15 protein-coding genes, 1 tRNA gene and 1 pseudogene are annotated in these 14,631 nt (G+C 69.6%); 8 read left to right on the plus strand and 9 right to left on the minus strand.

Annotated features, from left to right (window positions below):
- Genes ACWDXC_RS32140 through galU form a run of 4 tightly spaced genes read right to left on the minus strand, consistent with a single transcriptional unit; the run spans window position 1 to window position 3,017 of the window.
- Window positions 1-480, minus strand: a complete 480-nt coding sequence (locus tag ACWDXC_RS32140) for a MogA/MoaB family molybdenum cofactor biosynthesis protein (protein ID WP_364177240.1) — start codon at window positions 478-480, stop codon at window positions 1-3.
- Window positions 477-947, minus strand: a complete 471-nt coding sequence (gene moaC / locus ACWDXC_RS32145; protein ID WP_219500182.1) for a cyclic pyranopterin monophosphate synthase MoaC — start codon at window positions 945-947, stop codon at window positions 477-479. Before moaC ends, ACWDXC_RS32140 begins: the two co-directional genes overlap by 4 nt.
- Window positions 944-2,128, minus strand: coding sequence for a molybdotransferase-like divisome protein Glp (glp, locus tag ACWDXC_RS32150; RefSeq protein ID WP_449988004.1), 1,185 nt, complete (start codon window positions 2,126-2,128; stop codon window positions 944-946). Before glp ends, moaC begins: the two co-directional genes overlap by 4 nt.
- The gene (gene galU / locus ACWDXC_RS32155) at window positions 2,115-3,017 is read right to left on the minus strand and encodes a UTP--glucose-1-phosphate uridylyltransferase GalU (protein WP_219500178.1); all 903 of its coding nucleotides are present in this window, start codon (window positions 3,015-3,017) and stop codon (window positions 2,115-2,117) included. Before galU ends, glp begins: the two co-directional genes overlap by 14 nt.
- 24 nt (window positions 3,018-3,041) lie before the next feature.
- On the opposite strand from galU, the gene ACWDXC_RS32160 reads away from it, so the two are divergent.
- The 3 genes from ACWDXC_RS32160 to ACWDXC_RS32170 all read left to right on the plus strand — a co-directional run bounded on the left by ACWDXC_RS32160 (window position 3,042) and on the right by ACWDXC_RS32170 (window position 5,501).
- Window positions 3,042-3,611, plus strand: a complete 570-nt coding sequence (locus ACWDXC_RS32160; RefSeq protein ID WP_449988007.1) for a 5-formyltetrahydrofolate cyclo-ligase — start codon at window positions 3,042-3,044, stop codon at window positions 3,609-3,611.
- A gap of 24 nt (window positions 3,612-3,635) precedes the next feature.
- Complete coding sequence (locus ACWDXC_RS32165; RefSeq protein WP_449988010.1) at window positions 3,636-5,141, plus strand: potassium/proton antiporter; 1,506 nt, start codon at window positions 3,636-3,638, stop codon at window positions 5,139-5,141.
- Between the two features lie 69 nt (window positions 5,142-5,210).
- Window positions 5,211-5,501, plus strand: a complete 291-nt coding sequence (locus ACWDXC_RS32170; protein ID WP_449988013.1) for an FmdB family zinc ribbon protein — start codon at window positions 5,211-5,213, stop codon at window positions 5,499-5,501.
- 4 nt (window positions 5,502-5,505) lie between these two features.
- On the opposite strand, the gene ACWDXC_RS32175 is transcribed toward ACWDXC_RS32170, so the two are convergent.
- Window positions 5,506-7,473, minus strand: coding sequence for an MFS transporter (locus tag ACWDXC_RS32175; RefSeq protein ID WP_449988016.1), 1,968 nt, complete (start codon window positions 7,471-7,473; stop codon window positions 5,506-5,508).
- A 110-nt stretch (window positions 7,474-7,583) separates the two neighbouring features.
- Between ACWDXC_RS32175 and ACWDXC_RS32180 the strand changes: the two genes are divergently transcribed.
- Genes ACWDXC_RS32180 through mscL form a run of 3 tightly spaced genes read left to right on the plus strand, consistent with a single transcriptional unit; the run spans window position 7,584 to window position 9,375 of the window.
- Complete coding sequence (locus ACWDXC_RS32180) at window positions 7,584-8,390, plus strand: S-methyl-5'-thioadenosine phosphorylase (protein ID WP_449988017.1); 807 nt, start codon at window positions 7,584-7,586, stop codon at window positions 8,388-8,390.
- A complete protein-coding gene (locus ACWDXC_RS32185) occupies window positions 8,387-8,950 on the plus strand; it encodes an SAF domain-containing protein (protein ID WP_357586107.1) in 564 nt (187 codons plus the stop codon). The genes ACWDXC_RS32180 and ACWDXC_RS32185 overlap by 4 nt, the downstream gene beginning before the upstream one ends.
- Window positions 8,951-8,973: 23 nt before the next feature.
- On the plus strand, window positions 8,974-9,375 hold the full coding sequence (gene mscL / locus ACWDXC_RS32190) for a large conductance mechanosensitive channel protein MscL (RefSeq protein WP_449988021.1): 402 nt from the start codon (window positions 8,974-8,976) through the stop codon (window positions 9,373-9,375).
- On the opposite strand, the gene ACWDXC_RS32195 is transcribed toward mscL, so the two are convergent.
- Together ACWDXC_RS32195 and ACWDXC_RS32200 are read right to left on the minus strand one after the other, a co-directional pair.
- Window positions 9,372-10,472 (minus strand): D-alanyl-D-alanine carboxypeptidase family protein, encoded by a 1,101-nt coding sequence (locus tag ACWDXC_RS32195; RefSeq protein ID WP_449988024.1) that lies wholly within the window; start codon window positions 10,470-10,472, stop codon window positions 9,372-9,374. The two genes, mscL and ACWDXC_RS32195, sit on opposite strands and share 4 nt — an antisense overlap.
- A 410-nt stretch (window positions 10,473-10,882) precedes the next feature.
- Window positions 10,883-11,338 carry a hypothetical protein gene (locus ACWDXC_RS32200; protein WP_449988027.1) on the minus strand — a complete coding sequence of 152 codons (456 nt, stop codon included), beginning with the start codon at window positions 11,336-11,338 and terminating at the stop codon, window positions 10,883-10,885.
- A gap of 208 nt (window positions 11,339-11,546) precedes the next feature.
- Between ACWDXC_RS32200 and ACWDXC_RS32205 the strand changes: the two genes are divergently transcribed.
- Window positions 11,547-11,619, plus strand: a tRNA-Arg gene (locus ACWDXC_RS32205).
- A gap of 274 nt (window positions 11,620-11,893) precedes the next feature.
- Here ACWDXC_RS32205 and ACWDXC_RS32210 read toward each other — a convergent pair.
- Window positions 11,894-12,664: a hypothetical protein gene (locus ACWDXC_RS32210; protein ID WP_449988030.1), complete on the minus strand. Its 771-nt coding sequence runs from the start codon at window positions 12,662-12,664 to the stop codon at window positions 11,894-11,896.
- A gap of 327 nt (window positions 12,665-12,991) precedes the next feature.
- On the opposite strand from ACWDXC_RS32210, the pseudogene ACWDXC_RS32215 reads away from it, so the two are divergent.
- A pseudogene (locus tag ACWDXC_RS32215) lies at window positions 12,992-13,222 on the plus strand (integrase core domain-containing protein); the annotation flags it as partial.
- Between the two features lie 408 nt (window positions 13,223-13,630).
- Here the strand turns inward: ACWDXC_RS32215 and ACWDXC_RS32220 are convergent.
- Entirely contained in the window at window positions 13,631-13,912 is a 282-nt protein-coding gene (locus ACWDXC_RS32220; RefSeq protein WP_449988032.1) for a hypothetical protein, read from the minus strand.
- Window positions 13,913-14,631 lie beyond the last annotated feature (719 nt).

Here is a 14,631-nt window from a genome sequence, read left to right on the forward strand (position 1 = left end):
TCAGGAACCGGGGTGGTCGCCGCCGCGGATCTGGTCGACGGCGTGGCGCAGGATGGGCGCGAGGACGGCCACCCCGTCGCGTACGCCGCCGGTCGAGCCGGGCAGGTTGACGATCAGCGTGTTGCCGGCCTGCCCGGCGAGGCCGCGGGACAGGACGGCGGTGGGGACCTGGTCGCGGTTGGCCTGGCGGATGGTCTCGGCGATGCCGGGGATCTCGCGGGTGATCACCCGGGCGGTCATCTCGGGCGTCAGGTCGGTGGGGGTGAGGCCGGTGCCGCCGGTGGTCACGATCACGTCGTAGCCGGAGGCGACGCCTTCGCGCAGGGCGGTCTCGACGGCGTCGCCGTCGGGCACCACGGTGGGGCCGTCGACGGCGCATCCGGCGTCCTGGAGCAGGGAAACCAGGACAGGTCCTGATTTATCGGCGTAAACGCCGGTGAAGGCACGGTTCGAGACCGTCACCACCAGTGTCCGGATCATCCCCGCCTCCAGATCCCGGTCTTGCCCCCGGTCTTCTCCTCCACCCGCACGTCACTGATCACGGCGGCCGGATCGACGGCCTTCACCATGTCCACCAGCGCCAGCCCCGCCACGGTGACGGCGGTCAGCGCCTCCATCTCGACGCCGGTGCGGTCGGCCGTCTTCACCCTGCAGGTGATCGCCACGCCCCAGTCCTCCACGTCGAGGCTGACCTTCACCCCGTGCAGCGCGATCGGGTGGCAGAGCGGCACCAGGTCGGGCGTCCGCTTCGCGCCCATGATCCCGGCGATGCGGGCCACGCCCAGCGCGTCGCCCTTGGGCACCTCGCCGGACCGCAGCAGCTCCACGACCTCGCCCGACAGCAGCACCCGCCCGGTCGCGGTGGCGGTGCGGACGCTGACGTCCTTGGCCGAGACGTCGACCATCCGCGCCGCGCCGGTCTCGTCCAGATGCGTGAACTCGCTCAAAGCCGGATCACCCGCACTTCCTCTCCGGCGGTCAGCGCCGTGACCTCCTCGGGCACCACGATCAGCGCGTCGGCCGAGGCCAGCGCCGCGAGCTGGTGGGAGCCCTGCCCGCGCACCGGCTCGACGACGTCGCCGGCCAGCCGCCCGCGCAGGAACGACCTCTTGCCCTCCGGCGAGCGCACGTCGGCGCCGAGCCGGACGGCCGTCGTCTCCGGGAACCCGGCCTCCAGCCCACGCATCCGCCGCAGCGCGGGCCGTACGAAGAGCATGAAGGAGACGAACGACGAGACCGGATTGCCGGGCAGCGCGAACACCGGCACCTGGTCGTCGCCCACCACGCCGAAGCCCTGCGGCATGCCGGGCTGCATGGCGACCTTCTCGAACCGCACGGTGCCCAGCGGCGCCAGGGCCTCCTTGACCGGCTCGTACGCGCCCATCGACACCCCGCCGCTGGTGATCACGGCGTCGGCGCGGACGAGCTGGGCGTCGAGCTGCTCCAGGAACGCGGCCGGGTCGTCGCCCGCGGTCGGCGCGCGGAAGCCGTCGCCGCCCGCCTCGCGCACGGCGGCGGTGAGCGTGAAGCTGTTTGAGTCCCAGATCTGGCCGTGTCCGAGCGCCAGCCCCGGCTCGACCAGCTCGGCCCCGGTGGCCAGCACGACGACGCGGGGCCGGGGACGTACGAGAACCCGGCGGCGGCCGACGCCCGCGATGATCCCGAGCTGGGCGGGACCGATCACGGTGCCCGGCCGGAGCACCGTGTCGCCGGCCCGCACGTCCTCGCCCGCCAGCCGGATCGCGTTGCCGACGGCGGCGGCGCGGTCGACGCGGACGGAGACCTTGCCGCCGTCGGTCCACTCCACGGGCACCACCGCGTCGGCCCCGGCGGGCATGGGCCCGCCGGTCATGATCCGCGCGGCGTGCCCGGGGCCGATGGCGAGCATCTCACCGGCCCCGGCGGCCACGTCGTCGATCACCGGGAGCGTGACGGGCACGTCCTGGACGTCGACGGCGCGTACGGCATAGCCGTCCATGGCGGAGTTGTTGAACGGCGGCAGCGGCACCGGCGAGACGATCTCCTCCGCCAGTGTCGTGCCGAGCGCGCTCTCCAGCTCCACCTCGAGCGGCGCGAGCGGCCGCACGGTGGACAGGATGTCAGCGAGGTGCTGATCAACCGACTTCATCGAGGAACTCCCGCAACCACGGCAGGAACTCGGGAGCCAGGTCGGGCCGGTCCGCGGCGAACTTCACCACGGTGCGCAGATAGTCGAGCTTGTCACCGGTGTCGTAGCGGCGGCCCCGGAACAGCACGCCGTGGACCGGCCCGCCCTCGCTGGAGTCGCGCCCGGCCAGCGTGCGCAGCGCGTCGGTGAGCTGGATCTCGTTGCCGCGCCCGGGCGGCGTGTTCTCCAGCACCTCGAACACGGCCGGGTCGATGACATAACGCCCGATGATCGCCCAATTGGACGGCGCCTCGTCGACCGGCGGCTTCTCCACCAGGTCGGTCACGCGGACGACGTCGTCCTCGTCGGTCGCCTCGATCGTCGCCACGCCGTAGAGGGAAACCTGCTCCTTGGGCACCTCCATCAGCGCGATGACGCTGCCGCCGAACGTGTCGCGCACCTGGATCATGCGCTGCAACAGCGGGTCACGCCGGTCGATCAGGTCGTCACCGAGCAGGCACGCGAACGGATGGTCGCCGACGTGCTGCTTGGCGCAGAGCACCGCGTGCCCGAGCCCCTTCGGCTCGCCCTGCCGCACGTAGTGCAGGGTCGCCAGCGAGGCCGGCTCACGGACCTGGGACAACCGGTGCTCGTCGCCCTTGGCTTCGAGCACCTCCTCCAGCTCGAACGCGCGGTCGAAGTGATCCTCGATCGACCGTTTGTTCTTGCCCGTGACCATCAGCACGTCGAGGAGCCCGGCGGAGGCCGCCTCCTCGACGACATACTGGATGGCGGGCTTGTCGACGATGGGCAACATCTCCTTGGGTGTCGCCTTGGTCGCCGGAAGGAACCGGGTGCCCAGACCCGCGGCGGGCACCACGGCTTTCGTCACAGGGTCGAAGTCAGCCATGAGTAGACCCTAGTGGAGGACCCTGTGGACAAGCTCAACCTGCGCCGTGAGCTGATTTCGGCGCGTGCCTCCCTCACTCCCGGCCAATTGCGCGCCAACTCCATCAAGATCCGCGAAACCCTCCTTGACCAGCCGTGGGTCCAGATGGCCGGGCTCGTCGCCTGCTACTGGTCGATCGGCACCGAGCCGGAGACGCACGGGCTGGTGTTCGCGCTGTGGAAGCACGGCGCGACCGTGATGCTGCCGGTCCTGCGCCAGGACGACGACCTCGACTGGGCGGTGTACGACGGGCCCGACACGCTGGCGCCGGGCCGGTTCGGGCTGATGGAGCCGGTCGACACGCGGCGCGGCACCGGCGCGATCCGCACGGCCGCGCTGGTGATCGTCCCCGCGCTGGCCGTCGACCGGCACACCGGCGTACGTCTCGGGCGCGGCGGGGGCTCGTACGACCGGGCCCTGAGCAGGGTCGGGCCGAATGTGCCGACGGTCGCCCTGCTCCACGACGGCGAGCTGCGCGAGGACGTGCCCGCCGAGCCGCACGATCGCCGGGTCCGCTTTGCGATCACCCCGGAGGGACTGACTAGTCTAAAGTGACTACGCACGCACAGAGGGGACTGGATGACGCTTGATGTCTGGCTCCTTCTCGGCGCTGCCATCGTCATCGCCGCAGTCGTGTCCGTACGGGTCGCCCACCGCAGCGGCCTGCCCAGCCTGCTCCTCTTCCTCGGGTTCGGCCTGCTGCTGGGCGACGCGGGGTTCGGCATCCCGTTCAGCGACCCGGAGATCGCCCAGCGCATCGGCCTGATCGCGCTCGCGGTGATCCTGGCCGAGGGCGGCCTGACCACCAACTGGAACCACGTACGCCGCGCGGTCCCGATGGCGCTCATCCTGGCCACGATCGGCGTCGCGGTCAGCATCGTCGTCGTCGCGGCGGCCGTGCAGGCGCTGCTCGGCGTCGGCCTGACCACCGCGCTGATCCTCGGCGCGGTGCTCGCCCCCACCGACGCCGCGGCCGTGTTCTCCGTGCTGCGCAGGCTGCCGCTGCCCTCGAAGCTGTCCGGCACCCTGGAGGCCGAGTCCGGCTTCAACGACGCCCCCACCGTGATCGCCGTCGTGCTGCTGAGCAGCGCCGCCCAGCCGACCCCCAGCATGGGCTCGTTCCTGCTGGAGACGACGCTGGAGCTGCTCATCGGCGGCGGCGTCGGCCTCGCCGTCGGCCCCGCCGGCGCCTACGCGCTGCGCCGCATCGCCCTGCCGGTGTCCGGCCTCTACCCGATCGCCGTCCTGGCGCTCTCCCTCGCCTCCTACGGCGGCGCGGTCATGCTGCACGGCTCGGGATTCCTCGCGGTGTACGTGACCGCGCTCATCCTCGGCAACTCGCGGCTCCCCCACCGGGCGGCGACCAGGGGCTTCGCGGAGGCGGCGGCCTGGCTGGCGCAGATCGGGCTGTTCGTCATGCTCGGCATGCTGGCCAGCCCCAAGGAGATGCCGTCGGCGATCGTGCCCGGCCTGATCGCCGGCACCGTGCTCGCGCTGGTGGCCAGGCCGCTGTCGGTGATGGTCAGCGCGGCCGTCGCCCGCGTGGGCCGGCTGGCCACGATCACCTGGCGCGAGCAGGCGTTCCTGTCGTGGGCCGGGCTGCGCGGCGCGATCCCCATCGTGCTCGCGACGATCCCGTGGGCGGCCGACGTCCCCGGCTCCAAGGACATCTTCAACCAGGTGTTCGTGATCGTCATCGTGTTCACGCTGCTCCAGGGGCCGACGCTGCCGTTCGCGGCCCGGCTGCTCAAGGTGGCCGCGCCGGGCGAGGCGCACGACCTGGAGGTGGAGTCGGCGCCGCTGGAGGAGCTCAACGCCGACCTGCTCCAGATCAAGGTCCCGCCCGGCTCCAAGCTGCACGGCGTGGAGATCTTCGAGCTGCGGCTCCCGGCCGGCGCCCAGGTAACGCTCATCGTCCGCGAGGGCAGGTCGTTCGTGCCGGCCGCCAACACCCGCGTCCGCGTCGACGACCAGATCCTGCTCGTCACCACCGCCGCCTGCCGCGACCAGGCCGAGACCCGCATGCGCGCCGTCAGCCGCCGCGGCAAGCTCGCCGGATGGTACGGGGAGCGGGGAGTGGAATAGTCGTTTGGCCGTATCGGTTACCATTAGCAGTCGCATCGCTCGAGTGCCAAACCCCTGAAGGAGGAGCGCGTGCCGACCTACCAGTACGCCTGCAACGACTGCGGTGAGCAGCTCGAAGTCGTTCAGAAGTTCACCGACGATGCGCTGACCGTGTGCCCGGCGTGCCAGGGCAACCTGCGCAAGGTGTTCTCCGCCGTGGGCATCGTGTTCAAGGGCTCCGGCTTCTACAAGACCGACAACCGCTCGTCGTCGACGTCCGCTCCGGCCACGGCTTCCTCGAAGCCCGCGGAGTCCAAGCCGGCCGAGTCGTCGTCGAAGCCCGCCGAGTCGAAGCCCGCTCCGGCCGCCGCGTCCAACTGACGAGCTAGCGGGGCCTGTCGCCCGCGGCGCCCAGCAGCTCCGGGGCGATCCGGTCGAGGAGCTCCTCCAGTTGCGGGTGCGGCCCCCAGTCGGCCACCAGCCGGCCCAGGGCCTCGCGCGAGCTGCGCAGCAGCCGCAGCGCCGCCGCCTGCCCGCGCTCGGTGAGCCGCAGCCACTCCTCGTCCGCCGACCGCTCCACGTAGCCGTCGGCGACGAGCCGGTCCACGTACGGTCTGCCGCGCGCCCTGCTGACCTGGGCGCGCTCGGCCAGGTCGACGGCCTTGACCCAGCCCTCGCCGCCCAGCCTGGCGATGATCCACACGCCTTCGGGTCGCATGCCCTCCAGCCCGGCCAGGTCGCCCATCCGCGCGTAGTAGCCCTTGCGCAGGTCGGCGTCCGCCAGCCGGACGAGGCCCCGCTCGACCTCGGCCAGCGACGACCGCTCGGCCGACGTGGCGCCGAGCCCCTCGCCGATGTCGGAGGCCCGGGTGGTCTGCCGGAGCCGATGCTCCGGGATGAACCAGGTCAGCACGAACGCCACCAGCATGATCGGCGCCGCCACCCGGAACACCGCGGCGATCGCGTCGGCGTAGACGTGCAGGAAGTCGGCGGCCGGCTCGGACGGCAGCCGCTGGATCGCGGTCGGGTCGCGCTGGATCTGCGCCGGGTCGAAGCCGGGCGGCAGCGTGGTCGTGCGCAGCACCTGGGCCACGTCGGTGGTCAGCGTGGCCGCGAAGACCGAGCCCAGCGTCGCCACCCCGAACGAGCCGCCGATCGAACGGAAGAAGGTCGCCCCGGAGGTGGCCACGCCGAGATCCTTGAAGTCGACGGCGTTCTGCACGACGATCACCAGGACCTGCATGGTCATGCCCAGCCCGATGCCGAGGATCAGCAGGTAGGCGGCCATGACGGCGGTGCCGCTGTGCTCGGTGAGCGTGGACAGCAGGAACATGCCGACGCTGGCGATCGCGGTGCCAGCGATCGGGAAATATCGGTATTTGCCGGTCTTCGAGATGACAAATCCGCTCACGATGGAGAGCGTCAGCGTCCCCGCCATCATCGGCAGCAGGAACACCCCCGACAGCGTCGGCGTCACCCCGTGCACGATCTGCAGGTAGAGCGGCAGGTACGTGAGCGCGCCGAACATCCCGAACCCGACCACGAACCCGACCACCGACGACATCGCGAACGCCCTGTTGCGGAACAGCCCGAGCGGCAGCACCGGCTCCCTGGCCCGCCGCTCCGCCCGGATCCAGCCGGCCACCAGCACGACCGCCGCGACCGCCAGGCCGATGATCACCGGCTCGGTCCACGCGTAGGTGTTGCCGCCCCACGTCGTGATCAGCACCAGGCAGGTGGTCGCCCCGCCGAGCAGCGCCACGCCCGCGTAGTCGATCGTGTGGCGGGTGCGGCTCGCGTCGCCGGGCAGCGCCGCCACGATCACCAGCAGCGCGACCGCGCCGAGCGGCAGGTTGACGTAGAACACCCAGTGCCACGACAGATGGTCGACGAACAGCCCGCCGAGCAGCGGCCCCACGATGCTCGACACCGCGAACACCGCCCCGAAGAACCCCTGGTACTTCCCCCGGTCGCGGGCCGACACCACGTCACCGACGATCGCCTGGGCCAGCACCATCAGCCCGCCCCCGCCGAGCCCCTGGATCGCCCGGAACGCGATGAGCTGCCCCATGCTCTGGCTCAGCCCGCACAGCGCCGACCCCGCCAGGAAGATCACGATCGCGGCCAGGAACAGCCTCTTGCGCCCGTACTGGTCGCCCAGCTTGCCCCACAGCGGCGTCGACACGGTGGCGGCCAGCATGTAGCCCGTCACCACCCACGACAGGTGCTCCAGCCCGCCGAGGTCGCTCACGATCGTCGGCAGCGCCGTGGACACGATCGTCTGATCGAGCGCTGCCAGCAGCATGCCGAGCATGAGCGCGACGATGATGAGCCCCAGGCCACGTTGCCGCATGCCTGCGATCATACTCATCGTGAGGATTCGAACACGTTCCGCTGCCGGTTATCCACAGAACGCGATTCGGGGTCTCGGCGGCCACCCGGCGCGCCGCTAATGTCTGCGCCATGGTCACTCGCGCAGACATCGGCGTCATCGGCGGTTCCGGCTTCTACTCCCTGCTCGACGACGCGGAGGAGGTCGAGGTCACTACCCCCTACGGCCCGCCCAGCGACACCGTCACCGTGGGCCGCATCGGCTCGCGCCCGGTCGCGTTCATCCCCCGGCACGGCCGCGACCACCGCTTCCCTCCCCACCGCATCCCCTACCGGGCCAACCTGTGGGCGCTGCGCTCGCTCGGCGTGCGCCAGGTCCTCGCCCCCAGCGCCGTCGGCTCGCTCCAGGCCGAGCTGGGCCCCGGCGCGATCGTCGTGCCCGACCAGTTGGTCGACCGCACCTCCGGCCGCGTCCAGACCTATTACGACACCGGCGGCGCCGTGCACGTCTCCTTCGCCGACCCCTACTGCCCCGCCGGCCGCGCGGTCGCCGTCGCCGCCGCGCGGGCCGGCGAGTGGGAGACGCTCGACGGCGGCACCCTGGTCGTCATCGAAGGGCCGCGCTTCTCCACCCGGGCCGAGTCGCAGTGGTTCCAGCGCAACGGCTGGGCCATCGTCGGCATGACCGGCTTCCCCGAGGCCGTCCTGGCCCGCGAGCTGGCCCTGTGTTACACGTCCCTGTCCCTGGTGACCGACCACGACGCCGGCGTGGAGGCGGGCCAGGGCGTCACGCACGACGAGGTCCTGGAGTTCTTCGCACGCAACGTCACCCGCATGCGCTCGCTGGTCGCCGACGCCGTCCGATCCCTGCCCGAGGAGCGCTCCTGCCCCTGCGGCGCGGCCCTCGACGGCATCAAGCTCCCCTTCGAGCTGCCGTGATCCGCCTGTGGCTGCGGCGCTGCGAGCGCCGCCGCCGCCTCGTCGCGGCCGCCCTGGCCGCGGCGGGCGTGCTGGCCGCCTTCGTCGCCCTGCGGCCCGCTCCGGGCCCCACGGTGCTGGTCGCCGCCCGCGACCTCGCCCCCGGCGTGCTGCGCCCCGGCGACCTGCGCGCGGTCCCGCTCCCCCACCCGCCCGACGGCGCCCTGCGCTCGGGCGCGGTGGGCCGGGTCCTGGCCGGCGCGATGCGCCGCGGCGAGCCGCTGACGGACGTCCGCCTGCTCCACTCCCTCCGCCTGCCTCCCGGCGCCGTCGCCACGCCCGTACGCATCTCCGACCCCGACGTCGTGCGCCTGATCTCCCCCGGCTCCACGATCGGCGTGCTGGCCGCCCGCGACGGCGCCCCCGCCGCGCTCGTCGCCGACGACGTGACGGTCCTCACCATCCCCGACGCCCCCAGCGACCACGGCGCCCTGGTCGTCCTGGCCACCACGCGATCCCAGGCCGCCGACCTGGCCGGCGCCCAGGCGGGAGGACACCTGTCGATCACCATCACAGAGTGAGCGATCCATTACTCTCTGTTGGCATGAGTGGATTCAAGAAGTTCCTGATGCGCGGGAACGTCATCGACCTCGCCATCGCCGTGGTCATCGGCGCGGCCTTCAACGCCGTCGTCCAGTCGTTCGTGGCCGACCTGCTGACGCCGCTGATCTCGGCGTTCGGCGGCCTGCCCGACTTCTCGTCCCTGAAGGTCACCATCGGCCAGTCCAACTTCATGTACGGCAACTTCATCAACGCCCTGGTGTCGTTCCTGGTGATGGCCACCGTGATCTACTTCCTGATCGTCAAGCCCTACACCCACTTCAAGGAGCGCGCCGAGGCCCGCGAGGAGATCACCCACCGGGCCTGCCCCGAATGCCTCTCGGAGATCCCCAAGGCCGCCACCCGCTGCGCCCACTGCACCGCCGAGCTCACCCCGGCGCCCTAGGGCAGGGTGTCCATCTTCGGGTCGTACTCCCAGTGCCACGGCTCGAACGGGCTGCTGTAGGCCCAGTCCGGGTGGAACCACCCGTACCTCTTGCCGTTCTTCTCCAGCCAGTTGAACTCCGGGGACCGGAACCGCTCCACACCCCCGCAGAGGTCTACAGCCAGCCCGAGCCCGTGATTGCTGCGCCCCGGCACCGCCGCGAACCCCGGCCGCCGGTAATAGACCGACTGCTGCTCGGCCAGGCTCCGATAGGCGTCGGTCACGCACATCTGCTTGCCGAACTGCCGCTTGAACGCCTCGTTCAGGCTGACGAACGCGATCGTCGCGTCGGCCCGCAGGCTGAACCCCTTCTGCTGGAGCGGACAGAGCATGCTCTTGGGGATCAGCCCGTTCGGATACTCCCCCGCCGTCGCCGCCCGCAGCGGGTTGCACCCCAGCGCCGCCCGGCCCACCTTGTCGATCTTGATGCCCATCTTCACCAGGGCCGCGGTGAGCGACTTGACCACCTTGTCCGACCGCTTCCTGAGCAGATCCACCTCTGCGGCCATCTGCGCCTCGGCCAGCAGGTTCCCCGCGCGCAGCTCCTGCGCCTCGGCGGCCAGCCTCTCCGTCTGCTGGATCAGCGCGGTGCTCCGGTCGACCGCCTGCTGCCGCACCATGACGATGTGGTTGATGCTGGCCATGGTCCGCAAGGTGTCGGCATCGGCGTCCCCCGCCAGGAACGGCACAATCGTGTCACTGGCCAGCGGCTGGATGTAGAGCAGCTCGGCCATCTGCGACACCGGCTGGCGGATCTGGGCCAGGTGCCGCTCGGCTTTCGCGAGGGCCTGCAGCTTGCCCTCCAGCTCCTTCTCGGCCGCCTCGAACTCGGTACGCCGCTTGATCAGCGCCTTGTTGGCTTCCTCGAGCTCCTGCGCCGCCCGTTCGGCTTCCTTGCGCAGTTCGGTGAGGTTGGCGGGGTCGGACCGGGTCCCCAGGGCCTGGCTCCCTAGGGCCTGGCGGGTGTCCTGGGCCTGCCGGGCTTCGGCAGGAGCGCCCAGCAGGGAAGTCATCGCCACGACGACCGCGATCAGACCTGCTGATCGAGGGGCTGGCACGTTCGACTCCTCCGTTTGCAAACTCGTTACCCGCGTCCGGCACGCACGTTACTACAGCCCCCCGAGTGCCCGGACCGAACTCCGAAGAGCCGTTATGAGGCAAACGACGCTTTTGTACTGCTCCTGGCTTGGGAGGTGGGGGTTGGGGTGTGGCTGCGGGATGCCGTGGCGGCTCGTGGGGGTGCCGTCGATCATCCGGTACGTCGCACGGCGGCCCTCTACCGTCAGCCTGACCCGGGGCTCCGCTGCCATGCCGACCCGTTCACCGCTCCAAGACGATGGAGCACCGATACCGCCTTGCACCGGCTTCAAGGGGTCGGCCTCATTCGTGACGCCCCCATGTCACCTGAAGCGCCACCACGTCACCCTGTGCGCTCCCGTACGCCCGTACGTCCTGATCCCTGATCCCGTCACAACCCCGACGCCAGATCGCCCGTGAGGCTCACCGCCGGCTGCCGCTCATGCTCCCTGCAGAGCTCCCACAGCCACGTGTCCACCCACTCCCCCGGACAATCGGACTGCGACTCCGACGGCGCTGCCGGAGCCCGATCCGAAGGCTCCGGCGCCACCTCCTGGACTGGCGGCGCTGGAGTGTCCCTCGTAATCCCCACCGTCTGCACCGCCGGCTCCCCGGGAACGTCCACCACCTCCGCCCCAGCCTCCGTCTCCGCCTCTGTGACAGGCGCTGGCATCGCCGCCACGTACTGCCGCGCCGGATGCGCAGGCGGAGGCACCAGCACCGGAGCGAACACCTTGAACTCCCGCTCCCGGCCCCTCTTGCCCTCGTGCTGGTACTGAGACATCTCCCCCGCCAGCAACCCGCCGGCGAAGATCGCAGGCGCGAGCAACGCCGCGAACAACACCACGGGCCGCCTACGCGCCTGCCTACGTCGCCTACTGTCCACGCGCCGACCGTAACCGCGGGCGACACCACGGCCGGTAACCGGTTGCCATGTGTTTACCGCCCGCCTGCGCACCCATGGCACGGCACGCCCTGGGTACAGGGGTCCCGGGGAACTTGGTGGGGGCTGAGGGCACACGCAGTGGCAGACTTTCGCTAGGCTTACTTCGTCCGCCTCCGTAGCTCAGGGGATAGAGCACCGCTCTCCTAAAGCGGGTGCCGCAGGTTCGAATCCTGCCGGGGGCACTCATCTCCACCAGGCAATTCAGCCTCTGACCTGCGGTTTCTCAGTCGCAGGTCTTTGCTTGTTAGGTCCTGGATAGGTCGCCGAGGGCAGCCACATGCAGCCACAGGACAGTGTTGTGGGGACAGGCGGGGGATGATCTTGAGGTCCGGAGGAACGCCTCCGGGCGCACGACGCTTCTCCGCGCGCCGCACTGGCACAGCCGCAAGACCAGGATTACCCAACCGGAGTTCAGCAGCTCGGACGATTGTTCATCATTCAATCCTGCGGGACGGCTCAACACGTGCCGATGGGCTCAAAAGCAGCCGAAGCCTGGGCAGAATAAATCTGCCCATCCTTAGCCCCATAGGTGCGAAAGAGCCACTCTCGCGACACTGGGGCAGGATCGGCACTGGGAAACCACTCCTGTCCGCCCTTACGGACTACGGCCGACCATGAGGTGGGCACCGCGATTATGAAGCTTGCCTGGTTGCATGGGGGCACCAAGATGTCAAAGTTCTGTCGGCTCTTTTGCTTGCCGACCATGGACAACACCAGAACGCTGGCACCAGCTGCATTGGCGTTGCGTATAACGATCTTCATACCAGCGGGGTCACTATATGACATCACCGAGACACGAGCAGCAAAGCGGGCGTGCTCCCGCCGTTCGCTTTCCTGACTCTGCTGCGCCTGCCTTTGGATTTCCTCCAGTCGCAGCCGTTCAGTCTCCTGATTTTGCTGCGCCAGCCTCTGCGTCTCCTCCAGACGCTTGCCCTCCTCCTGCTCGACCTGATCGCGCCAAATCCAGATGGTTACGATAAGTGCACATATAGCGACTATGGTGCTCACGACCTGGCCGATGCCGCCGAGCATGCTGCCAAGAGCGGCTCGTTCGTTGTGATTCCGCCTGCCGTGACGCCCCCTTCGCCCCCCAGCCAAGGCCGAGACGATCTTGACGATCATAGCCAGCCCAAGAAGATCGAACGCCACTAGGACCCATAGGGGGATATGACCCAGACCGAACGGCATGGGCATGGAGCCACCCAGGATCGAGCCGATGTCCGGCACGCCCGTCCTCCGGAGTTGTAAGGCCTACAGGAAGGAAACGAAATGTGAACGGAGCTGCAGGTCGAACAGTTCCCGCCAAGTACCCCCGTCCCAACATGAAGCATTGCATAGCGAACACATGCGAACATCGGCCTCTCTCTGAGACAAGGTCGCAGGCAGCTCCCACAGGCCGCAAGTGAGGTTCCCAGCAGATTCCGGACAGTCGGCTACATAAGTTGACAGAAGTCTCGAAGAGGTAGGTACGTGACGAGGCGTCGCAGGCACTTCTCGCCGGAGTTCAAGGAAGAAGCCGTCCGCAGGGGTGCTGGAGGGCGATCGGACGGTCGCGTCGGCCGCACCGGAGTCTGCTACAACAACGCCATGGCCGAGTCATTCTTCTCCGCGCTCAAGAACGAATGGCTGCACCACTTCGTCTTCACCACCCGCGCCAAGGCACGGCGGCAGGTCATCCGCTACATCGAGGGCTTCTACAACCACCGGCGCCTGCACTCGGCGCTCGGCTACCGGCCGCCCCTGGAAGTACTCAACGAGTCCCTTTCAACCCAAACAGCCGCATAGGCTACGCCCATAAAACGGCTGTCCGAAATCTCCGTGGCCCCTCAAAGCCGCTTCCCCGCATCGCGGGTTGCGCTAGCTCCGAGGGCCACGCCACGCGTCAGAGAGCCCACCTGACCTGCACACAACCCATCACGTCTGGGACTGGCCCGCCTCAAATGAATAGACAGAAGTAGTCAGCCACTCAGGTCGCCCGAAGCATCAAGCGTCCTGGACAGATCCGAAGCCAACATCGCTGTCGCGACAGACCAGACCGACGGACGCGTCCGCACGATGACTACACGGGAAAGGAGCGCTTGGAGCTGGCGGTGTTCGTCGGGTCGAGGTGGGCGGGTTGCGCAGGAACCAGCCGGCGGCTTGCCGGACCGTGGGCGGTCGCGTTGATGTCGGTGCGGGAGGCGTTCCGTCGCGCTAGGGGCGGACGTACTGGCGGACGGTGGTGCCGCTGCCGTAATAGCCCAGGGCCTGCAGCTCCTGGTGAAGGAGTGCGGCGTTGGTGCATCCCTCGGCCCAGCGTTTGCGCAGGTAGGAGTCGTAGGCTTCCAGATTTTTGGGCCGTCGGCCGGTGCCCTTGTGAACAAGCAAATCTTCGGGGCTGGCGGCGCGGGCGAAGCTCCGGACAGTGTTGCGGCCCAGAGACAGCAGGTGGGCCATCTCCCGCAGCCCTTGGCCTTGCTCGAGCAGGGCGTGCACGGCGGCGTGCCGTTCATGGGTCCGGGCGGCGGTGCGGTCCTGACGGTCGGCGGGCGAGCGGGGCGGGACGAACGGCGCCGCAGGTGGCGGCGTGTCGGTGCGCGTGCCGGCGCGTGTGCCGGGTGCGGCGGCGAGGGCTTGGAGATGGTCGCGGTGGCGGGTGCCGGTGCGTTCGACGGCCTCGCCGAGGTTGCGCCACAGGTGCCATCTGTCCGCGACTTGGGTCGCGTGCAGCGCGCCCCGGGCGATGCCTTCGGCATGGGCCCGGCTCGGTCGCAGCAGACGATGCCTTGCGGCTGGCAGACGGGACGGGGGCGAAGGGATGGTGCGAGGCGTACTGTAGCTGCGATTGCCGACAATTCAGGACAGATCAGTGCAACACTCGTTGCAGATATAGACAGGCACCTCTCGCCGGCCGAACTGCGAGCCCGTTCATCTCGCCTCACAGGAGGCGGTGGTGTATGCCTACTCCGATCAGGCAGCCGTCACGATGACCGTGCCGTTCAGCGAGGAGTAAATCTCGTCGTGCCCTGCGTGCGGCAACGACGACTACCGCGGCAGCACGGTCGTCGGCCATCTCCGCCTGGAGCCCACCAAGCAAGGATCGAACCCCCGCCGCCACGGTGTCGACGACGCGTGAATACTGACCCCCAGGCGACGGATGAATGTTGACCCCTCCACTCTCTGGAGGGTGATCAAGGTGGAGGACTGGGCGGAGA

It is taken from the genome of Nonomuraea sp. NPDC003214 (assembly GCF_053590035.1).